At 47.4% G+C, this 20,597-nt stretch carries 25 protein-coding genes; 13 read left to right on the top strand and 12 right to left on the bottom strand.

Annotated elements, in window-relative coordinates:
• Positions 1–5: 5 nt before the first annotated feature.
• Positions 6–2,756 (top strand): T9SS type B sorting domain-containing protein, encoded by a 2,751-nt coding sequence (locus tag KK062_RS21175; RefSeq protein WP_254086350.1) that lies wholly within the window; start codon positions 6–8, stop codon positions 2,754–2,756.
• 10 nt (positions 2,757–2,766) lie between these two features.
• Here KK062_RS21175 and KK062_RS21170 read toward each other — a convergent pair whose 3' ends face one another.
• Complete coding sequence (locus KK062_RS21170) at positions 2,767–3,123, bottom strand: nuclear transport factor 2 family protein (protein ID WP_254086349.1); 357 nt, start codon at positions 3,121–3,123, stop codon at positions 2,767–2,769.
• A 139-nt stretch (positions 3,124–3,262) separates the two neighbouring features.
• Between KK062_RS21170 and KK062_RS21165 the strand changes: the two genes are divergently transcribed.
• Positions 3,263–3,769, top strand: a complete 507-nt coding sequence (locus KK062_RS21165) for an SRPBCC family protein (RefSeq protein ID WP_254086348.1) — start codon at positions 3,263–3,265, stop codon at positions 3,767–3,769.
• Here the strand turns inward: KK062_RS21165 and KK062_RS21160 are convergent.
• Positions 3,743–4,618 carry a helix-turn-helix domain-containing protein gene (locus KK062_RS21160; RefSeq protein WP_254086347.1) on the bottom strand — a complete coding sequence of 292 codons (876 nt, stop codon included), beginning with the start codon at positions 4,616–4,618 and terminating at the stop codon, positions 3,743–3,745. The two genes, KK062_RS21165 and KK062_RS21160, sit on opposite strands and share 27 nt — an antisense overlap.
• An 86-nt stretch (positions 4,619–4,704) precedes the next feature.
• Here KK062_RS21160 and KK062_RS21155 point away from each other — a divergent pair, with 86 nt between their 5' ends.
• A complete protein-coding gene (locus KK062_RS21155) occupies positions 4,705–5,298 on the top strand; it encodes a methyltransferase domain-containing protein (RefSeq protein ID WP_254086346.1) in 594 nt (197 codons plus the stop codon).
• 12 nt (positions 5,299–5,310) lie between these two features.
• Here the strand turns inward: KK062_RS21155 and KK062_RS21150 are convergent, their stop codons facing one another.
• On the bottom strand, positions 5,311–5,676 hold the full coding sequence (locus KK062_RS21150) for a winged helix-turn-helix transcriptional regulator (RefSeq protein ID WP_262899285.1): 366 nt from the start codon (positions 5,674–5,676) through the stop codon (positions 5,311–5,313).
• A gap of 163 nt (positions 5,677–5,839) precedes the next feature.
• Between KK062_RS21150 and KK062_RS21145 the strand changes: the two genes are divergently transcribed.
• Positions 5,840–6,592 carry an SDR family NAD(P)-dependent oxidoreductase gene (locus KK062_RS21145; RefSeq protein ID WP_254086344.1) on the top strand — a complete coding sequence of 251 codons (753 nt, stop codon included), beginning with the start codon at positions 5,840–5,842 and terminating at the stop codon, positions 6,590–6,592.
• 85 nt (positions 6,593–6,677) lie between these two features.
• On the opposite strand, the gene KK062_RS21140 is transcribed toward KK062_RS21145, so the two are convergent.
• Complete coding sequence (locus tag KK062_RS21140; RefSeq protein ID WP_254086343.1) at positions 6,678–7,046, bottom strand: MerR family DNA-binding protein; 369 nt, start codon at positions 7,044–7,046, stop codon at positions 6,678–6,680.
• 117 nt (positions 7,047–7,163) lie between these two features.
• Between KK062_RS21140 and KK062_RS21135 the strand changes: the two genes are divergently transcribed.
• Entirely contained in the window at positions 7,164–7,418 is a 255-nt protein-coding gene (locus tag KK062_RS21135) for an alpha/beta fold hydrolase (RefSeq protein WP_254086342.1), read from the top strand.
• A 10-nt stretch (positions 7,419–7,428) separates the two neighbouring features.
• Positions 7,429–8,043 (top strand): alpha/beta fold hydrolase, encoded by a 615-nt coding sequence (locus KK062_RS21130; RefSeq protein ID WP_254086341.1) that lies wholly within the window; start codon positions 7,429–7,431, stop codon positions 8,041–8,043.
• Here the strand turns inward: KK062_RS21130 and KK062_RS21125 are convergent.
• The 3 genes from KK062_RS21125 to KK062_RS21115 form a co-directional block, all read right to left on the bottom strand.
• On the bottom strand, positions 8,040–8,312 hold the full coding sequence (locus KK062_RS21125) for a hypothetical protein (RefSeq protein ID WP_254086340.1): 273 nt from the start codon (positions 8,310–8,312) through the stop codon (positions 8,040–8,042). The two genes, KK062_RS21130 and KK062_RS21125, sit on opposite strands and share 4 nt — an antisense overlap.
• Positions 8,313–8,440: 128 nt before the next feature.
• Complete coding sequence (locus KK062_RS21120; protein WP_254086339.1) at positions 8,441–8,716, bottom strand: hypothetical protein; 276 nt, start codon at positions 8,714–8,716, stop codon at positions 8,441–8,443.
• A 417-nt stretch (positions 8,717–9,133) separates the two neighbouring features.
• Positions 9,134–9,334 carry a hypothetical protein gene (locus tag KK062_RS21115; RefSeq protein ID WP_254086338.1) on the bottom strand — a complete coding sequence of 67 codons (201 nt, stop codon included), beginning with the start codon at positions 9,332–9,334 and terminating at the stop codon, positions 9,134–9,136.
• Positions 9,335–9,547: 213 nt separating this feature from the next.
• Here KK062_RS21115 and KK062_RS21110 point away from each other — a divergent pair, with 213 nt between their 5' ends.
• The 4 genes from KK062_RS21110 to KK062_RS21095 are packed head-to-tail and all read left to right on the top strand — an operon-like array spanning position 9,548 to position 11,124.
• Positions 9,548–10,315, top strand: a complete 768-nt coding sequence (locus tag KK062_RS21110; protein ID WP_254086337.1) for a hypothetical protein — start codon at positions 9,548–9,550, stop codon at positions 10,313–10,315.
• Positions 10,315–10,719 carry a DUF5675 family protein gene (locus KK062_RS21105; RefSeq protein WP_254086336.1) on the top strand — a complete coding sequence of 135 codons (405 nt, stop codon included), beginning with the start codon at positions 10,315–10,317 and terminating at the stop codon, positions 10,717–10,719. The genes KK062_RS21110 and KK062_RS21105 overlap by 1 nt, the downstream gene beginning before the upstream one ends.
• Positions 10,716–10,955 (top strand): hypothetical protein, encoded by a 240-nt coding sequence (locus KK062_RS21100; protein ID WP_254086335.1) that lies wholly within the window; start codon positions 10,716–10,718, stop codon positions 10,953–10,955. The genes KK062_RS21105 and KK062_RS21100 overlap by 4 nt, the downstream gene beginning before the upstream one ends.
• Positions 10,942–11,124 (top strand): hypothetical protein, encoded by a 183-nt coding sequence (locus KK062_RS21095; protein ID WP_254086334.1) that lies wholly within the window; start codon positions 10,942–10,944, stop codon positions 11,122–11,124. The genes KK062_RS21100 and KK062_RS21095 overlap by 14 nt, the downstream gene beginning before the upstream one ends.
• A gap of 29 nt (positions 11,125–11,153) precedes the next feature.
• Here the strand turns inward: KK062_RS21095 and KK062_RS21090 are convergent, their stop codons facing one another.
• Complete coding sequence (locus KK062_RS21090) at positions 11,154–11,564, bottom strand: DUF6943 family protein (RefSeq protein ID WP_254086333.1); 411 nt, start codon at positions 11,562–11,564, stop codon at positions 11,154–11,156.
• Between the two features lie 282 nt (positions 11,565–11,846).
• On the opposite strand from KK062_RS21090, the gene KK062_RS21085 reads away from it, so the two are divergent.
• Complete coding sequence (locus tag KK062_RS21085) at positions 11,847–12,557, top strand: hypothetical protein (protein WP_254086332.1); 711 nt, start codon at positions 11,847–11,849, stop codon at positions 12,555–12,557.
• A gap of 1,116 nt (positions 12,558–13,673) precedes the next feature.
• Here the strand turns inward: KK062_RS21085 and KK062_RS21080 are convergent.
• Positions 13,674–16,250: a DEAD/DEAH box helicase gene (locus tag KK062_RS21080; protein WP_254086331.1), complete on the bottom strand. Its 2,577-nt coding sequence runs from the start codon at positions 16,248–16,250 to the stop codon at positions 13,674–13,676.
• 234 nt (positions 16,251–16,484) lie between these two features.
• On the opposite strand from KK062_RS21080, the gene KK062_RS21075 reads away from it, so the two are divergent.
• Both KK062_RS21075 and KK062_RS21070 read left to right on the top strand, forming a co-directional pair.
• Positions 16,485–17,105: a hypothetical protein gene (locus tag KK062_RS21075; RefSeq protein WP_254086330.1), complete on the top strand. Its 621-nt coding sequence runs from the start codon at positions 16,485–16,487 to the stop codon at positions 17,103–17,105.
• A 12-nt stretch (positions 17,106–17,117) separates the two neighbouring features.
• Complete coding sequence (locus KK062_RS21070) at positions 17,118–17,537, top strand: hypothetical protein (RefSeq protein ID WP_254086329.1); 420 nt, start codon at positions 17,118–17,120, stop codon at positions 17,535–17,537.
• 274 nt (positions 17,538–17,811) lie between these two features.
• Here KK062_RS21070 and KK062_RS21065 read toward each other — a convergent pair whose 3' ends face one another.
• The 3 genes from KK062_RS21065 to KK062_RS21055 all read right to left on the bottom strand — a co-directional run.
• Positions 17,812–18,621 carry an MAE_28990/MAE_18760 family HEPN-like nuclease gene (locus tag KK062_RS21065; protein WP_254086328.1) on the bottom strand — a complete coding sequence of 270 codons (810 nt, stop codon included), beginning with the start codon at positions 18,619–18,621 and terminating at the stop codon, positions 17,812–17,814.
• Positions 18,618–19,730: a GmrSD restriction endonuclease domain-containing protein gene (locus KK062_RS21060; protein WP_254086327.1), complete on the bottom strand. Its 1,113-nt coding sequence runs from the start codon at positions 19,728–19,730 to the stop codon at positions 18,618–18,620. Before KK062_RS21060 ends, KK062_RS21065 begins: the two co-directional genes overlap by 4 nt.
• 179 nt (positions 19,731–19,909) lie before the next feature.
• Positions 19,910–20,597: P-loop NTPase family protein (locus tag KK062_RS21055; protein WP_317195801.1), on the bottom strand; the 688-nt coding region annotated here is incomplete at its 5' end.

Here is a 20,597-nt window from a genome sequence, read left to right as displayed (position 1 = left end):
AGCGTATGAATCGCATTGTTTTTCTCCTTCTGCTCGTATTCCTCTGCCTTCCTGCTGCAGCCCGGCATATTGTGGGGGGAGAAATCGAGCTTGTGCACGTATCCGGAAACATCTATCGCATCAACCTCATCTATTACCTCGACGTTCAGAACAATCCCACGCGCGATCCCGAAGCGGAAGAGCGCGTCATTCAAGTGGGGATCTTTCGAAAATTCGACAACCGGCGCCTGCGCCTGAAGCCGCTCACGTTTTGGTCACGCACTTCGGTCGAGTACACGCAACCCAACTGCTCCAATGGTGGCATCATTACGGACAAGATTGTGTATACCGATACGATACAGCTACGCAGCAACGCCTTCAATCACGCCGATGGCTACTACATCAGCTGGGAGCGCTGTTGCCGCAACTATAACAGCGTAGGCCTGGTCAACATCGTCAGCAAAGAGCCGCCCGAAGGCACGGTGGACTTTCCCAACGCCGCCGGTCAGACATTTTACATGGAGTTCCCCGCCGTCGTATGGCGCAACCGGGCGTTCATCAATTCATCGCCCGCGTTGTTTCGGCCCTTGAGCGACTATGCGTGCCCCGGCAAGCAGTACTATGCCGATTTCTCCGGCACCGACCCCGATGGCGATTCGCTTGTCTACTCACTTGTTACTCCCCTGAACACCGTCACGGCCGAAGCGGTCCCGGCCAATGGTCCACACCCGGGCCCCTATCCCGACGTACGCTGGGAATCGCCGTACAGCCTCACCAACGTCATGCGCGGCAGTCCTGACCTGGCCATTAGCCGCGAAGGCTTGCTTACCGTCACGCCGTCCTTCAGCGGTGTGGGCTTGTATGTCTTTGGTGTCCGTTGTGAAGAATATCGTGGAGGTCGTAAGATCGGCGAGGTTCGCCGCGACTTCCAGATGTATGTCGTCGATGAATGCCCCACCGCCGTGCCGCCACAGATCCTTGGCCGCACCCTGAGTGAAGGCACCTTCACCCACGACGATATCATGAACGTTACGTTTCCCGCCGGTATGCCGGATGCCAACCGCTGCATCGAGGTGCGCATCTCCGACGACGATATAAACAACCTCGCCGATGGCTTTGCCGAAGAGATCGAGCTACATGCGGTTCCGATCGGGTTCAACGCCGATATCAGCGACATCCTTCCCGCCATCACGTCCGCACGGCTCACACGCACCAGCCCCTTCGCGACGTTCCGCGTCTGCTTTCCGGAATGTCCCTTTGTAAACCGCCCATTCCAGATCGCCTTCATTGCCGCCGACGACGCCTGTAGCTTGCCAAACCTCGACACACTACTCGTTACCATCACTATCACGCCGCCGCTCAACGCGCCCGCGGTATTCGTCACGAACGACATCAACGAACAATTTAACGAAGGCAGTGGCATAAAGACCTGGAACATTGAAGCATTTGATGCCGACGGCGATGCGATGGACATTACCGCTTTACCTTTGACCGGTCCCACATCCCTCGCCGAAGCCGGTATGAGCCTGACCGTAAACCCGCAGACCGGTAATACACGCACCGCTATTTTTCAATGGGACATTCGGTGTGACGTATTTGATTTCACCCAACAGACGGTCTTCCCCGTAATACTCCAGGTTGAGGACGCCGATCAATGCCTTTTCAAAGAGCCGGATCTCCTGAACATGAATCTCCGGATCATCCTGCCCCTCAATAGCAAGCCCATAATCTCATCCCTCGGACTCACCAGTGATCGCTTCGACGACTCGGTAACAGTCGAACGAAAAATAAACGAGTCGCTTAATTTCAAGGTCCTAGGACATGACGAGAACGGCGACATGCTAACCTTGTATGGTGAAGGCAAAGACTTTGCCTTGTCAGATTACAACGCTATCTTCCGTCAAGAGGAAAGCGCAGGAGAGGTAGAGTCGCCGTTTGCATGGGATCTCCGTTGTGGCCCGATCGACCTGCGCCTGAAGAGCTCTTTCACGTTCCACTTCATCGTACAGGACTATAACAACAAATGCCGCTTTAAATACCAGGACACCCTGGTCGTAAATGTCAACGTCTCGCCGCCCGACAACCGCGCCCCTGCCTTGTCCGTCGCGAACACCAACCCCGACCTGGTGCTGGCGGCAGACAACTCCATGAACATCATCCTCGGCCAGCCCATCTCCCTGGCCCTGACCGGCCGCGACCCCGACCTCTTTCCTCAACCCGACATGCTCACCATGAGCCTGGTCGGCGCCACGGGCACCGTTGAGCCCTCCGGCTATACCTTTACGTCCTCGCCCGCACAGAGCATTGTGAACGGCACCTTCCTCTGGGAGCCGGACTGTAGCATCTTCGTAAACCGGGTATATGAGAACGATTATACCTTTACCTTCCGCGTAAGCGACGACCGCTGCTTCGCCAACCTCGCCGACACGGTAACGGTAAGCCTGCACATCGAAGATGTCGACGGCAGCGACGATAAATTCCTTCCGCCCAACTTCGTTACGCCTAACGGCGACGACAAGAACGACTATTTCGCCATGCTAAAACTCGACGATGCCGGCGAGCTGGTCAACATCCTACCGCTCGACAACTGCGCGGGGCATTTTGAACGAATTACAATCTTTAATCGCTGGGGTCGTCGCGTATTCTCGAGTGGCAGCCGGGAGTTTCAGTGGTATCCCAACGGGGAGGCTCCTGGAATGTATTTTTATCACATCGGCTATTCAAACAATGAATACCGCGGAGTTATTACCGTCGCCTACTCGGGCAAAGACCAATAAATTTCTTGCATTAAGGGGCCACTGCTTTGACGACGAAAGCCCGCAGCTCAGCCATCTTACCCTCGTGAAAACGCCAGACGTCGCAGTACGCGTAATGCGTCGCTTTCCCGTCTTTGTCCTTCATGGTGATGTCACCGACGGCCGTGAGGAAATCACCCTCCGCGATCAGGTTAGCGACCGTAACGTTGGGCGGCTCTAAGTACGTTGTTGCCATGTATTGGCGTACAGCCGCTCTGCCTTTCAGGGTCTGCTCGCCAACAAACGTCCACGCTGTGTCGTCGGTACAGAGTGACAGGAATCCCTCATGATTACCCTCCGCGATGGCCGCGTTTCCCTTTAATAATGTTGCTTTATTTTTCTCTGACATATTAATCTGTCTTAGGTTTATAGTCGTTCGGAAGACAGAGAAAACGTCGTGCCAGGGGTGCCGGTTCTGAAATTTCTCCATTTTCAAGAAACAGCCGCGAACACTCCCCCGCTACCTTCGTTAAAAAACAAACACATTTATGGAAGCAATTAATAAAGACTGGAGCCAGATCAAGCTCCGGATTAACATCAAAACCACCATCGAAAAAGCCTATAGCTCGTGGGCTACACAGCAAGGCCTGGAGGCATGGTTCCTCCGGAAAGCCGCCGCCACGGACGCACAGGGCAAAAATCGTAAAACCAACGAGCTGTTGTCGAAAGACGATACCTACCTGTGGACCTGGCACGGTTACAGCGATGACATGAAACACGAAGGCGCCGTGCTGGAGGCCAACGGCAAAGACAAGTTCGCGTTCAGCTTCTCGTCCAATTGCCCCGTTACCGTTTCAATCTATAAGGAGCAGGACGAAGTGATCGTGGAGTTGATCGAAGACAACATACCGGTAGACAATGCGCGGATTTTCAAACATTACACCAGCAACACCATGGGCTGGACATTCTTCCTTACCAACCTCAAGTCGGTACTCGAAGGCGGTTTGGACTTGCGGAATTTCAATCCGTCACTCAAGAATGTGATCACCGCCTGAGGCTTTTCGGTAATCACCGGGCGTCTGTCCTGTGCGTTGTTTAAACAACTGGCTGAAGGTACTGAGACTATCCCAGCCTATGGCCAGACATACATCCGCTACCACCATGCCGGGGTCGAGCAGCAACTGCTTGGCCTCGGCTATGCGGCGGTCTATAATGTATTGGTGAGGCGTCTTGTGAAAAACCTTGTTGAAGAGCCTTAGAAAATGCTGATGGTTCATGGCGGCGATACTCGCCAGCTCATCCAGCGTTAACGTGCGATTGAAATTATCTTCGATCCACTCGCGCACTACCGCCAGACGCTTGTAGTTCTCCTGCCGGGTGGAGGCCTTCCGCACATCCAGCTTCATCGACTCTTCCGAAGCGTATTGATTAAACGAAAGGATCTCGACCAGGATCGACCGGATCACGGCATCGGCTTTCATCGTGATAAACGACGAGCAACTGTCGGGCAATGACGCCAGCAAGCGAATGCGTTCTTTAAATACATCGGTTGCCGGATAAATCCGCTCTGTTAAATTCCAGTCCGCCGCATCACCGCCCGCGTGCAACGCCGGAGTCCGCGACTGAAAATACAACATCATAGGCTGCACGACCGCGCTGCCCACGTGTAGCCTGAGTGTGCTGTTGCCGTTCACGATCAGAAACTTGTTCTCATCCAGCGTGCGGGTCAATCCATTGAGCTTAAAAGAGAATGTCCCCCCGAGAGAATAAATCAACCCGTGGTGACATCGGTGCTCGGGAATGACGAAATCCGAGACCTTACTCGTAAAAATTACATGTTCTGGAAAATAAGGGAGAGCCGTTGTGGAGAAGGCAGGATGGTCGGTAAGGGTAAAACTTCTCATGGCTTCGAAAGCTACGTAGCTTCTGTCAGATTTTGTCGCTAAACGGGTGTTTTGAAGAGGATTGCCGCTAAATTTGGGATTCATTTATGAACCTCGAGCTCCAGCCCCTGATTGATAGTACGGACGATGACTTCGACGCGATCTATCCGGACCATATCAGGCAGTTGGCCCGAAAGCATTGGACTCCAATTTCCGTAGCGAAAGCTGCGGCTCAATTTCTGGTTAGCCGGCGTGGCATTAAGGTGCTGGATATCGGTTCAGGTGTAGGCAAGTTCTGTATGGTCGGCGCCGCTCTTACCCACGGTCATTTTACCGGAGTCGAGCAGCGGTCGGAGCTTGTTGAATTATCCAGAATGCTCTCCGCTTCTTACGGACTTACCAATACGAACTACATCAACGCAAACATCATTTCGATTGACTTCCGTGATTACAACGGATTCTATTTGTATAATTCGTTCTTCGAGAACATGGACCCGCGCAATAGCATTGACAAAACCATTTCGCTGAGCGCCGGGTTTTATACCACCTACGGTGCCCATACATCTAACAAGCTTAGCTCCTTACCGTCTGGCGTACGCCTTGCCACCTATTTCACAGACGAGTGGATCGTTCCGACCAACTTCGAGCTGATCGACACACTATTCAAGGGAAATCTTAAGCTCTGGGAAAAAATGTATTGACTTTGCGAAAAGTCAGTCACACTCGGTTTGACAAACCGCCAGGGCACGCTCATCGGGATGAATGCGGTTGGTCAACGATTCCTTTTCTATTTGTTTTTTTCCCCAGTTGTGCAAATGCGCTATAAACGGAATCAGCTCATGTGCCGTCTCGGTTAAGGAATATTCCACTTTGGGCGGCACCTCGTAATACATCTTTCGAACGATCAAGTTATCGTCCTCCAGCTCCCGTAACGTTTGGGTAAGCATTTTCGTGGTGATATCGGGCAGGGTCCTGGTCAGCTCCCCATAGCGCAGTACCTTTTTCATGTTCAGGTACCACAAGATCCGAGCTTTGTATTTCCCACCAATGCGCTTGAATGCGTAATCCACTGCGCACATTTGCGTTGCCTCAGCAACAACCGATTTATTTTTCATTTTTATTTCATTACAAGCACCTGATAACCACCATTACATACCTTTTGGTTCATACGATACAAAAAAGTACATACTTGCCAACAGCGACTATTTGATCCACTATTGCAGCATAGTAAAACAAATAACAATGGACCTAAGATTAAAGGATAAAGTAGCCGTGGTGACGGGTGCGTCAAAAGGGATTGGTGCTGGCATTGCAAAAGCATTTGCCACAGCAGGCGCAAAAGTCGTTGTCAATTACGCATCGAGTAAAGAAGGTGCTGATAAAGTCGTACAGGAGATTACACGAAACGGCGGCACCGCCATTGCCGTGCACGGCGATGTGACAAAAGCAGCCGATGTAAAAAGACTTTTTACAGAAATAAAAACCGCCTTCGGCAGATTGGATATCCTCGTCAACAATGCCGGTGTTTTTAAATTTGAACCGTTGGAGGCAGTGACAGAGGAGACGTTCTATGCACAATACAACACGCATGTTTGGGGCAATCTACTGGCGACGCAAAATGCGGTTGAGTTGTTCGGTGATCGCGGTGGAAGTATCATCAATATCAGCTCTACCGTAAGCCAAAACCCGATGCCCGGCCTGGTGGTCTATTGTGCAGCAAAAGCCGCTGTTGATACCATGACAAAATTACTGGCAAAAGAACTGGGTGGGAGAAAAATCCGGATCAATACAATAGCACCCGGTGTCACAGAAACCGAAGGCACGCATGCTGCCGGCATCATTGGGGGAGAGCTGGAAAAACAAATGGTGGCCAATACGCCGCTGGGCCGAACCGGGCAGCCGGAAGATATTTCAAAAGTTGCTGTGTTCCTGGCTTCGGATGATGCCGGGTGGGTAACCGGCGAGAGAATTACAGTTGCAGGCGGACTGCTCTAACCTCGACGAGGAATTTTGTGCCATCAATGAAGGCCTCCTGTGGAAGGCCTTTTTTGTTTTGGGGTTTATATGTGCCTGCAGCAAATTATGTGCTCCGATCGTTCTCGATATTATCTTTGCAGATCGCAATTTGTTTTTTCATGGCCTTTAGCTCAGCGATCTTTTCATCCAGTTGAACCAGCTTCTTGTCCAGCACACGCAGCCTTGCATTTTTAGTGAATTGTTTCTTATACCAGGCATCGACTACTTCACGAATTTCCGCCAGCGTAAATCCAACCGCCTTCGCCATCTTAATGAACCGTATTTTCTCAACAACATCCTGTTCATAATAGACATAGTTGTTGGTCGTAACATCCTTCTTCTTCACGCCACTGAATAGTCCCGCTTTTTCGTAAAAACGTATCGTTCCCACCGGAATGCCGGCTTCTTTAGAGAGTTGGCTGATCAATTTCATTCGCGTCCGTATTAAAAATAAATTCAAACCATGCAGTATACTGTATGGTTGTTACGCACAAAAGTCCGGCTTATTTTTGAGCCGAGCAACCGTAAAATTTGTCATCGAAACTACCTTATGGAAATGAACTATTCAGACGACGAGCTTGTGAAGCTGCTGCCTGGTTTTACCCATGGCTACGCAAACGTAAACGATGTAGACCTTCACTACGTAAAGGGAGGCGTGGGTACACCGTTGGTATTACTTCCGGGATGGCCGGAAACCTGGTGGACCTATCACAAAGTAATGCCTCTTTTGGCTAAACACTATGAAGTGATCGTTGTCGATCTGCGCGGCATGGGGGGGGTCGGGCAAACCGTTAGGAGGTTATAAAAAACGGAATATGGCGTGTGACTTATTCGAATTGGTGAAAGTAATGGGCTATAATCAAGTGACTATTGGCGGACACGACATCGGCGCTCACGTTGCCTTCAGCTTTGCTGCCAATTACCCAGCATTCGTATCCAGCCTTATTCTTCTGGACACACCACATCCTGATGATAGTATGTACCGTCTACCCATGCTGCCCATACCGGGAGCGGACTATGTGTATCCCTGGTGGCTGGCATTTAATCAGATCAAACAGCTTCTGGAAGGGCGCATGTCAATCGTGATCGATTGGATTTTCAACCAATTGCTACGGAAGAAAGATTCTGTTACCGACTTTGATCGCGCTGTTTATGCCGCTGCTTACAACAGCGCAGATGCTATTCGTGCTTCAAATGCCTGGTACCAGGCATTTCCACAAGATATCGCGGACAGTCGAACATATGCCAAACTTACCATGCCCGTATTAGGTGTGGGCGGAAGCGGTTACGCTTTATTACAGCATGCACTACCCGCGGTTGCTACCACGTATAGCCTGGAAAAAATCGATGATGCCGGGCATTTTATTTTGGCGGAAAAGCCTGAAGAAACGGCACACGTCATTACTCAGTTCTTAGAATGCTATGTTTAATCTTCGTCATTCTCGTATAACGTTGTCTCTATCAATTCGACGGTTGCATCAAATCTTTCCTTGTTGGGTGCGCTGACGTTTTCGATCGCTTCGATATCGGTGATAAGCTCAAAAAGTTGCTCTTCGTACTCGCTATCAATATCATTAAGCGCACCCTTATTGGTTACAGCATCGTCGGCCTCGATTAAGAATTTGGACGCATCAGCGTGGCCATTTTTTGTAATTGCATCACGGAATGCACTGAGGCTTTGTACCAGTTCTTGTTTCATGTTTCTTGATTATACGTTATAGTTGGAGTTTACCTTTGTTTCCTAAATTCTCCCGCGCGATCGTAGTAGCTGCCGTGGCGGTTTTCCTTGCGCTCTGCAATGCGATCTTTAAGTTGGCCGGTATGAATTTAGTATTCCCTATTTCGCCTCGCTCCACTTACAAATCCAGTGACTAATGTTCTCCAGGCGAATTCACCCATCACTTTTTTGTTGGTAATGAAGACAAAGGAGACGAATCTCGTTAATTCCTCCTGCTCTTTAGAGCGCATGATGATTTCATCGTTTTTGTCATTGTTCCCTTTGACCAGACTACTCAACTTTTCAGTCAGCCGATTGAACATTAGAATTTGCTCTTTGGATAAAGTGATATTTGATTCCGAGAAAAATCTAAAAAATTCGTCCATACCCTACAATATGGTAAAACTTTGCTGCTTATGATGGTTTACAGCGGGGTCAATATGATCCGGAATATTCAACCGCTGTTTCCCAATTTCTCGCAGGTTCCGAATTAATCCGCTACATACGAGATAAGATGCTTTTTTCGGTAGGCCTTAAAAACAAAAAAGCCCATCCCGACAGGTCGGGATGAGCTTTTGAGTGTTGTTGGTTACTACCGCGTGATCCCGCTGGTATTCTAACCTAACGCGGAAATGCCTCAGAATTAATATTTTACAAACTACAAGTGATGCTACTAACCGAATTACCGGAGGCATCAAAAGAGTGAAAAATCTATCAAAATTTGTAAGAACGTATAGCTATAAAGATACGAAAAACCTTCGATTTGGCCATGGATTAAGCGATAATAAGTGATTATTATATACTTAACTAAGGTTAAGATATTGCATCACTTCGGCTTCGGGGATACCGGTATACGAACAGAATTCGCCCAGGGAGACGAACTGGTGTTTCTGCTTGCCGAGATCTCTACGTAAGGTAGCCATGACCTTGCGGGCGTAACGGCCGCTACGGCCGGTGATCTTCTCTATGTCTTTTGAGTATATAACGATGCGTTTGACTTCCATAATACTGTATCTATACTGTTGGTATACCTGTGCCTGGGCGTTGGTCTGAAATATACAACCTGGAAGAGTTAGGCAGTGTTGGCACAGGATGACCTGATACGGAACCTGCTCTTTTGAGGATAGCTTCTGACTCCATTCTTTTGCTGCTGTTGTTGCAACGGCGGCCTAACCGACCTGGGCATGTATACAGGTCGGACAACGAAACAAGAATGAATGGCAAGACAATTGGGCCTTATCAAGTTGATAGGGCAAATGGGAGGCGTGAGCTTCTACAAGACCGCCCAGGACGGGTTCCTGGCGCGGCAGAAAGGTGGCGTGAACGGTGACCGTATCAAGAACAGTCCGGAGTTTGCGCGCACCAGGGAGAACGGTAGCGAGTTTGGAAGGGCCGGCGAAGCCGGCAAGGTTTTACGAACTGCATTCCGCGCGCTGATCGTCAACACGGCGGATAGCCGTATGGCGAGCCGCCTGACGGGTGAAATGGTGAAGGTGATTAAAGCGGACGCGACCAACGTGCGAGGTGAACGGAACGTGATCGACGGTGAAACCGAGCTGCTGCGCGGGTTTGAGTTTAACGAGCGAGGTAAACTGAACCGTACATTTTTTGCGCCCTTTACCACGACGATCAATCGGCAGACCGGTATGCTGCAGGTAGAAATACCGGCATTTGTTCCAGGCAACATGATTGCCGCTCCGCAAGGGGCGACGCACGTGCGATTGGTGGCCGGCGGGGCTGTGGTGGACTTCGAAAACGAAGACTACAACGTCATTACGACCGCTACCGAGGAACTGCCGGTGAATGGTGCAGCTCAGTTGCCGCTTCAGACATTGACAACGCTCGTAGGCCCGGGCGGCGTTCGGCCGATGTTCCTCGTCTTTGGCGTGGAGTTCTACCAGCTGGTGAACGGTCAACAATACTCGCTGAAGAACGGTGCGTATAACGCGCTGACTCTGGTGGCTGTAGACGGTGGAGGTGCGTAATGGAGCTGGAGTTGATCAGGGACTATGACCCTGAAGGAACGAACGGCGAAATCAAAAATGAGGGGCAGCTTGTCTGCCCCTCTATTGAACTCCCCTGGTTGGACAATCGGCGAAGTGTGTCGTGTATACCGGAGGGGCGGTATGAGGTACGTAGGCGGTATACGGAGAAACGCGGGCATCATCTGCTCGTAGTGGACGTGCCGGGCCGAAGCAATATTCTCATTCACCCGGCGAACGACGCGAAGAAGGAGCTGCTGGGATGTATCGCACCGGTGACGACGTTGACCGGACCAGGTCGGGGAAATCAATCGAGACTCGCCAATGAAAAGCTCAAGATCCTGGTGCTTGCTGCCCTGGATCGAAATGAAAAAGTTTTTATCACGATTAAATCAGAAGGATCATGAATATAATTCAACGATTGAAGGCGCCCACGCCTAAATTTTTCAAAGTGCTGCGGACGGTGGGCCTTGCTTTGGCCGCTGCCAGCGGCGCGCTGCTGGTGGCTCCGATAGCACTGCCGGCGGCAGTGATCACTGCAGCTGGATACCTGGCTGTGGCCGGTAGCGTAGCTACGGCGGTAAGCCAGACGGCAGTGACTAAAGAGAGCGACCAGGAGGAAGACGACGATGGCGGTACATAGTGCCAACACCGTTGCGGGCGTGATCGGTGGAACCCTCTCTTCCATATTCGCATCCCTCCACCTGCTGAACCTGGTTGAAACGGTTGTGCTGTCGGTTATAGGTGCCGTGGTAAGTTTCGCGGTGTCGGTGGTGATGGAATGGATTAGAAAGAAGTTTCGGTCACGTTAATGAAGGGCCTCCAGGTGGAGGTCCTTTTTTCATTTTAGTAGCTTGTGCATTAGGGCACGTTTTGCCTCCTGGATTAGCTTCAGCTGCGCTTTTATATTCTCCTGGTGAGCTGACAACCTATTGAGCAACTGCACGGCCTGGGCGAAAGGCTCGGGCTTCTGGGCGACCTTCTCACCGGCCTGGCTGATGATCTTCCGGAGATCTCCGAGGTGTATAAACGGGATAACCGATCCGCACAAGAACGGCAGGAAGAAGCCACCCTGCCAGAGCCCAAAGCAAAGCCAGAATAGATCCTCCTTTTGCCTTGCATCATCGGCCAGCAGCACGAAACAATTTGCGCAAGGCTGCGCGAGCGGCTTACCTGCATTATTTCCCTTCGAGAGTATAAAGAAATATTCGCCGGTATATTCTTTGTTGATTTGATGTGTTTTGATTTTCACAGAGCGAGGCATTTGTTTTGCCTCCGGCCCCAGCACAATTCCAGAGAAAAGAAAAAGGAAAAAAAGAAAAGAGAAGCCGATCACCTGGCCACGGGAGGGCGCTTGTCAAGGTTTTTGAAAAAAATAGTTTTCCACCGTACTGTTGACGGTCGAAGCCTGCTGTTCCCAAAAACTATTTTTTTCAAAACCCGCAGGGCTTGACCTTGACAAGCGCCCTCCCGTGGCCAACCTTTGGCTGATCTTTGATTTCTTTCCCTATCTTAGGATGAACTGTGTTATAAAATGGATACGATTACTGCACTTGCCGATAAACTCCTGGACGGCAGACTTTCGGCGAAGATTAAGGCGTTTCTGAATGTAGTCTTGGTGGGGAGCGTCACCTCAGCAACATTTAAGTGCGCATATTTTGAATATGATATTTTGGCATTCGATGATCACAAGGGATATTATCAGTTTTTTATTAACGGGGACTTTCTCGTACCTGCTTTTCTATTCTATGTCCTATGGTGGGGCACTGATCTCTTTGCCAAAGTTCTTTTTACGATTTTAAGCATTCGCGTCGTCCGAAAATATCAAAGAAGGATAGAAGCTTATGTGGTAAAGAAGTTTACAGGCATCGACTCGTATGAGATGGAAACCAAAGAAAGACTTGTATTATTTATCAAGGCCACTAAGGCAGATTGGATTCATGAATTATTAAGGCAGACGAACCAATCTATATCATCAACCGAATATGCTCGATTATTGAGTAAACGGCGATCTGCCCAGTTGCAGTTCGAGCGGGACTTCGTCTTATTGTTTCGGGTATTCTTAGCGGCTACCGTCTATTTTAATACTATCCCTCATTTTGGGCATTTGCTTTATGGGGCCTTAATATTGGTTATTGCTATTAATGGCCTATTATTACTCGTCGCCTACAGGATCGCAGATATAATCCCCCGGATCGTCAATAACCTGGGGTCAATTCTGGAAGCCCTCGAAATCAAAGACTGACTTATCGAAGTAAGAAAAAGCCCCCCTAAAAGGGGAGCTCTGAAATGCAAACCTCGAACCAGAAAACGCGCACGAGGAGAAACTCGTGACGATAGCGACGCGAAGAGCCAAAATGAAAACTAAATGCTGCCCAACGACGAGGGGCAATGCCGACCAGCAACCACCGGGAGCCAATCGGTACACGAACGAAGTATTTAAACATAGGCCCGCATCCCACGGGACCGGTCAGAAAGGTGCAAGGGCCGCCAAAAGAAAATACTACCTGGAGGAAGAAGTGAGGAACGAGCGACTGACGGAAGGTGGAGATTTTCTTTTGAGCGGGCGCCAGCGAACCCTTGCACCTTTCTGATCCGCATGCCCGTAACTTTGGTCCTATGTTTAAATACCCGTGACCACCTGCCCCTGTATTTTGCTTCCTTTCAAGTTCAGATACACCATCCAACAACGCACATCGCTTTGGGACCGAGCGCGCCCGAGCCGGCGTGTGGGGGGTGCGGGGGGAGCCGGCGAGGTACAAGGCGCGCACCAATAACTGGGATTGGCCTGCCTCCACTGACCCCCCGCAAAAAATAAAGGCAGGCCAAGACCGCGCGAGCACGTGGGTTGTGCCAAAGCTGTCCTCTTTGATAGGCAGAGCGCAGTGGCGCCAGATAAAACAGTATCAGCAGGGCCGGTACAAAGGGCATGACAGGGGCGTAACGGAGGGGGCTAAAAAACGGGGCCTGTGCGGCAGGAAAGAATGACGGTGTGAGAAACGATACGACCGCTATATATTAAATACATCCTGGATCGCTTTGTCACACGGTCATTGCGGGAGTTTTTTAGTACCCGGAGTGGAGCGCCTGGCGGGACCTTTGTTCCGGCCCCACAACCCACCGCGCGCAAGCGCTCCGCTTTTACCTTGTTGACTGCCGAAGGAGGCAAAGGGCAGGGGTAGGCTTGTGCGTTGGCGCGGTGTTGGCGGTATTCAGGACGCGCACGTTCCAAGTAGCACGACAGCTGTTGTTTAACTGAAAATTACCTAAGATTATCTCCATTTGAACAAAAAGTATCAATATGAGTTGCCGCTACTCAATCGATTCAATTTGTTTTTAAGGCGGCAGCGAACGCAGGTATCTATTTGACTTCCTCCATTTTCTCGGCAGCGATGTTTCCCTTTAACTTTTTCATCAAAGAAGTGGCATCAAGTCCATTTTGTTTAAAAATCTCCATTGCCTCAGCTCTCCAGCCAAGATCACCAGCTTCTGAGAATTTTGTTCTAAGTTCTCTTAGTATCGCTAGCGCGTTTCTTGCCCATTTTTTGAAATCATTCAACTCCCATAAAAGAACTTTTTTAAGATGTGGCATTGCTCCAGATTTTGCCTTGGTCTTTTGGGTGACTAACACTGAAATTATCACAGCATCATCGTCTAAAACAACTCTATCTCTTATCCAATCAGGGTGCGTAGAAGCTTGTCTGGCTTTGTTTGCAGCAAGGATGTCACTTTCAGCACCGGCGTTATCCTCGAAAACAAAACAGATTTTGCCAACATGCCACCATGGATCGGGAGACCCGTCAGACTCCTCTTTGCCGGCACTGTAACCTAGCATTTGCCCCAATAAAACATGCGCTTGTTCGAATTGATCTTTATCCTCAAGTCCATTGAGTATTTCTTTTTCTCTCTCATTAAATTTTCTCGAATGGCTCAATCCCAATGTCTCTAAAATGGCTTCGACTCTCTCCAACTGAGTAATTAGAATTGAATTGCTAGAATCGTGTTCCTCGGTCGGTGTGTCACTATGCGCAAGGCCTACTAGCCAAGAGATTCCTGTAGCTGCCTTTTTAGCGTTTGCGTATTGCATGCGATCTTTACCCTTGATTCCTCCCAATTGTGCTGCACTTCCAGCTAAGTAGTGCCATAGCGCTCTGTATCCTATTAGTTCTTTCGCGTCCAATTCGGCAAGGACATTTTCCGCCGCTGTATATGCCCCCGAATAGTCTTGCTGCCACATACATTTTTGATATGTAATTTCATAAAGGACTGCGTTTGAAAGATTTTTAATGGCTGGAAAGCTTTTTTGCTCAGCGGATTCACGCTTGGCTACGATTACTTCATTAGCATTCTTTTCCCACTCTTTGCCGTTTTTTAAGAATATTTTAAAATTTTCGAAAAAGTCCTCATTGCTTGTGCCTTTAGATTGTTCAATACCAAAGTCTAATTCGGCCTGTAGTTCAGGGTGAAGATAACTCCTTCGCCTTATATCTGTCAGGTAATTTGAAAGTTCTTCACCTGACACTACTACAGTAGAGAAATCTTCTAAGGATCTAGTGCATCTACCAATTGCTTGTAGCACACGTGTTTGTATTCTGTCATTGAACAACACGTTCGCTGCCATCTTAGACATAAGAAAACGTTCTTGCGAATTCGTTGCCTTAGGAAGTCCGTCTACAAAAAGTAGCCTACAGTCATTCCCTGGAAAATCGATTCCATCATATCGGCCGGCGATAACGGCGACGGCCTGTTTCGCTGCGATAAAGGGCTCTTTCGACTCCTCGATATCATCGGCGTTGAACACACTAAAGCCAAGAGATTCTGTAACTTGATCGGTGACCTCTCTTGCAATTGAATTGCTTGGCACAAGTATAACACTCCTGCCAGCCTGCATCATCAATTGGTTCCTTAAATCCACGGCATTCTCATCCGACAATGACATACTAGGGAACATAAAAAAACGACGTCCGATTCCTTGCTTGTCCCAGCCTTCAGGAATAGGCAATCTTAGTATATTTTTTCTCCCAGTCAGTCTTTCAAGGTCGCCACCTAATCCCAGAGTGGCGGACATAAAAATGCGTTGTTCAGCGCCTGTAAATGGTGCATGCGACCACGTTGGTGGTATCAATGGTTTTATTAATATATCATTGGGAGTAAGATAAACATGACAAGCGAGGACGTGATCACGTATCATACTCCATGAATACGAAATATCTAGTTTTGCAATATTACTATCAATAACAGAAATCAAGTCGTTGTGAATCTCATTTAGGTATGGTGTTGGAAGCTTGTCCACCCAAGTAATGTCAGCCATGCTATTAATTTCGCCATTGATTCGATCGAAATTGCTGCCCAAAAATGGAGTAAGTAAGTTTACTACTGCGGCGTGTAGAGTCTTATGCTTCTTATCGGTTCTGTCGATTTTAACTGTCCAAAGGGACGAAATGTAGTTTTCTGCGGCGTGAGCGTCATCAACAATAATGATCTGTGCGTTGTCAAAGTATGGATTAGTGTTAAATAAAGCGCTGTAGCTAGTTACAGCTATTCTGTCAGCACTTTGATATTCGGACTTAGCTGTCGGATCGAAGTTAGAAGCACGACCCGTAAAAGCATTTACAGTAAGACCGTATTGTTTGTCGGCTTGCTCTGCTACCTGGTTGACGAGCTGATTTGTTGGGCAAAGATAGACTACTCTTTCTTTGAACTTACGCCTGCGCCATTCGGCTAAAAGGAGACCTACTAATGTTTTTCCACTCCCCGTAGGAAGCTGTAAGGCAACATCCGGTGCTTTTGTCGGATCTATCGCCGAGGCAACATAAGCTTTTAGCACTTCTCCCTGATGCAAAAGAACCCCTGGAATTCTCCGTCGAGGGAGGTCGAGCAGAATTTTCTCAGGGCTGTCTGGAACATTTTGCGATGGTTGTGCTTTCTTGAAGGCCATGGAGTATAAATTTTTCAAAAAAAGGGAAAGCCCATCCTATAACACCATTTTAAGTGCATTGGATGGGCTCGCTTAGATATTCTAATTACAGATTTTTCTGGTCAAAACCAAGGCTAACGGCCGAAACCATCAATTAGTTGTACTAGTTTCTTATTTATTTTACCTTAGTCAATATTGATTTGCGCTACGTGAGAGGCCGACTTATGGCCTAGTATGTAATAACTTTTAAATTAAATGGGAATGGATTGGTTGGTGGTAAAGAATTTTGGAAGGGTAAAATACTTCAACATCTCTTACATTATTATGATAGGCGTTCCTTTGCTTGCCACGATTTATCAGTCATTGCAAAACAGTTGGATAAAGCAACATGTGGACTTCGATTTCCCTTCTGGATTTAAGTGGATGTATACAGCAAGTATATCCTATGCGACAGGAATTGCGTTGTATCAATTCTTCTGTCCTAAAGAGATAAAGCGATTTGATACGTCAGACGAGTATGTAAATGTTTATCAAGATTTATATGAGCGTGCATACCCCGACAAAAAATACAACATTGTTCAAAGCAACATTGCCGACAGCCAAGAAGATACTATGAACAAAATACATCACCTGAATAACGTCTTAAAAAATGTTAGTCTTGGCGTAGAGGAGAGGAAAATAGTCCAAATGGAGTATGATGATTTGCTAAATATGATTTACCCTGGATGCGTACAGCGCTTTCTGTTCAAGGATTTTGAGATAAAATCAAAAAAGAACAAAGCGGCGCTTTGGCTATCAGCAGCGTTCTATTTTGGGGGTACGGCTATTTTGCTTAAGCTGATATTTTGCAGGGCAGTTTTAGTATTTGAAATATAGATAATTGACCGCATGATTATAAAACACACTCTCATTCCAAGTGAAGGGCTTTTTCTTAGAGCTTATTCTTTTGATGATAAAGAGTTTATTCCTTTAGAAAATGTCTTCGCGAGATCCATAGGAGCGTTGATTGGTCGTCTCATAGGGCCTGATAGAGATGGAAGGAAGGGATTGGAATATGAAATTAAATTTCGATTTATAAAAGATTTTGAGCGATACGTAGGATTGAGATTTTTTGTAGATAGAATTGAAATGGTTGACGAAGGTATAGTCTTCCGCTGTAACGAATTAAGTATGAGAGGAAGGGAGAGTGGGTGTCGAACATTTCGTGCTTTGGATTTAGATCGAGCAAAAGTCAAATGTGCCACTGTTATAGCTAGAGAAGAAAGCTGGTTTAGTGGAGATGCGCAAGAAGGTCCATGTTATGGATAGAACGCCAATCGGAGATGTTATTTCTTCCATCGGCGTTATGATCGGTAGATACTAGGAGATTTGACATCTCCCGCATGCGGCTACGGACGCGGGGCTATACATGGTTTTTCAATCTCGGTGGCGGAGCGGTTGGCTCTCTCCCCTCCCTGTTCAGCACGGAGCATGGATCACGAGTACAATAGGGATAATAACGGAAAGGTCTGTTAAATCATTGCGGCGAGTCCAGGACCAGGAAATTGCCGTCTCTTCTACGTAAATGAGTCGTAGGGAACAATCAAAGAACCGCCGTGTAGTTGGCGGGGTTAGATTCGATACAGATGAAAGACGTAAAGGCATAAAGAAGTACTTTTATTTTTGTCTTATCGTTTTCTATCGTTGAATGTCCAACAGTACTCTCTAACTCAGCACCATGTGCAATACCGTGGCGCCTTTTCAGAAAATCACTAATAAATACGTCCCAGAGGTTATCAGAATCTGATTTTTCAGAGTCAATTTCAAGGTAGCCAAGGTCTGTCTGATATGGATAAACGGACGTCCTTTGAAGCATCAGTGTTTCAATTTCTTGACACAATTGTAAGTTTTCAGTATGAGTATTTGAGAAAACGAGATCAAGGTTTGATTTTTTTAATTGTTTAAAGAAATTTTTGACTCCAAATTGCTCAGCAATCTTATCCAAGACGGAAGTCTTAGGATTCTGATTATCGGAATATGAAAATATTTCTTTTTTAAACTTGGCATTAAGTCCCTCAAATTCAGAAATCAATTCAAGTACCCTTTTGTTATGCTCCTTGCTGTCTTTTTCTTCAGCATTGACCCTAACGAAGTATGCACAGTGTCGCCTCTTCAGTGCGCTCCTAGATGATCTGAAATCTGAATATAGATTAATATCTTCAAGGGCATTTTTTACCAGATCCTTCACATAACCCTCGAAATGGGCGCAAAGTAGTACTTGAGCAGATCGACAAAGGCTGTTGTACAAGTCGGCATTATCATCCGAATGTTGTCTAGCCTCCTGCAGGATAATATCTACTTCTGCGAGCCGCTTATTCAATGAAACAAGTCCCAGGTTAATAAACGTACTCATTTCTTAAAGACCTTACGAGCGGCTTCTATACGAGTTATAATTTTTGCATTATCTAAGATAGACCCAGAAACGCTGTCGTGAAATGCTGAATCCTTAAATAATTCCTTAAATGCGCTTACTTGACCGTCTGTAATGTGTGACTTTTCTAAGTCTACTTCGCTTACTATACCAACAGCCAAAGCGTCATACACCGCTGCGTTAAAGTTAGACTGCTTTACGAACTTACCATTTTCAAATTTATACTTGGCAAACGCCAGATCACCGAAATGTAGCCTGATTAACTGGATAACCTTTATGAAAGTATCACTTGATTTTTTCAGTTCAACAGTCGGCAGAGAATTCTTTACCGCTAGGTTCTCCGACAAGAAATCTTTAAACTGTTTATCCTTAGACTTTTTATAGTTCTTATAGTTATCGTTCATCAGCGAAAAAAAACGAAGTACGAGCTCGACATCCTCCATTTTCTTTACCTTTGAATTGTTTTCTGGATCGTCCTCAGGAATTTGAATCAGTCGCCGAAAGTCCGTATCCTTAGCAAGCTTTTTACATAAATCGTTAAAGGGTCCTCTATGGATTGCATTCCGAAGCTCATGCGACTCCAATTTAACTGCACCGGAATTTAAACGTTCGAAAATATCGTATTTAACCTGCGGATCGATAGTGGAATCAATTCGCAAACACTTTATTGTCCTTTCCTCCAAACGTCTTAGTAAAAATGGAGGCAAGTCTTTGTAGAAACAACCTTCCAAGTCATCAAGTATGTCCAGGTTTTGTAAAGCGTACGTACCTTCAAAGAATTGTAGTATTGCAGTTAGCCTTTGTTGTCCGTCAATTACGGAATAGCGTGCCCCTTCTTCATTTGTGTCAACATCAATATCGTAGGAAAGATAGATAATTGGAATAGGAATATTTAGAATTAAACTCTCCATTAAGCGAGACGATGTTGATTCGTCCCATCGATGTCGTCTTTGGTAGTCAGGATCAAGTTTAATAATACCTTTTTGGATTTTTTTTACGAGCGTCTCAAGATCATACTCAATGCTTTGCGTTTTGACAGTCCGTTCCTTTGCTTTAGTCTGCAGATTGTCCAAATTTCCTTTCAGCGACATTCTCTTATTTTTCTTACAATATAAAAATGATAATCTGCAAATCACTATGTATTGAACATGTGAAACGAAATAAAAGGTCATTCGTGCTATCAATCAAGTTCTGATTCCATCGAGAGAATGAGATTTTAAATGGCTAGGAATGTTTTTTGTCTGACTTTGGAACCCGACATGTGAAATTCTCAAATTCTTCGATCATCAGACGATTCGTTAAATGGGATTAGATTGAACATCTCGCGCATGCGACTACGGACGCGGGGACCGTACATGGTTTCGATCTCTGTGGCGGAGAGGTTGGTGGTAAGGTGAGTGAGCATGTCGAAAGAAATATAAAGATCGTAACGGGATAGTAGTATCTCGGCCATGACGTTGCACTCATTGCCATAGTACTTTAGGGCTTGCTCGGCGCCTAGGTCATCGAAGAAAACGGTGCGAGGGCCTTTGGGATTGAAGGATAACTTGCTGTAGCGGTGGACTACTTCGTAGCCCTCCTGGATGAACTCGAAGGATACGTCGCGGATGGTTTTGATGGTAAAGATGCGTTCGGGCTTGGCGGCGAGGCGCATGAGGGTCATGAGATCGGTTTTACCGCAACCGATAGGGCCGGTCAGTAAAATCCCTTTGGTGAGATCGATGCCCAGGTGGCGGGCCTGGGGGACGTCTTCCAGGAAGTATACCAACAGACGGCGTATAATGTCGTGGTTCTCCTGGTGGATGTGGAAGTGGTCGCCGAAGTTTTGCTTGCCATACTTCTCCAACTGCAGGGTGAGCCAGGTGAAATCGTAGCCAGCAATGGAATCTCCGCCGGCAGCGGTTCCCCCGGCCGGGGGAACCCTGGGCGGGGGTGGGCTACAGGGGCTCCGCGTAATT

Source organism: Dawidia cretensis (assembly GCF_018598175.1).
Lineage (GTDB): Bacteria > Bacteroidota > Bacteroidia > Cytophagales > Cyclobacteriaceae > Ohtaekwangia > Ohtaekwangia cretensis.
This window is presented reverse-complemented; position numbering and strand designations above follow the sequence as displayed.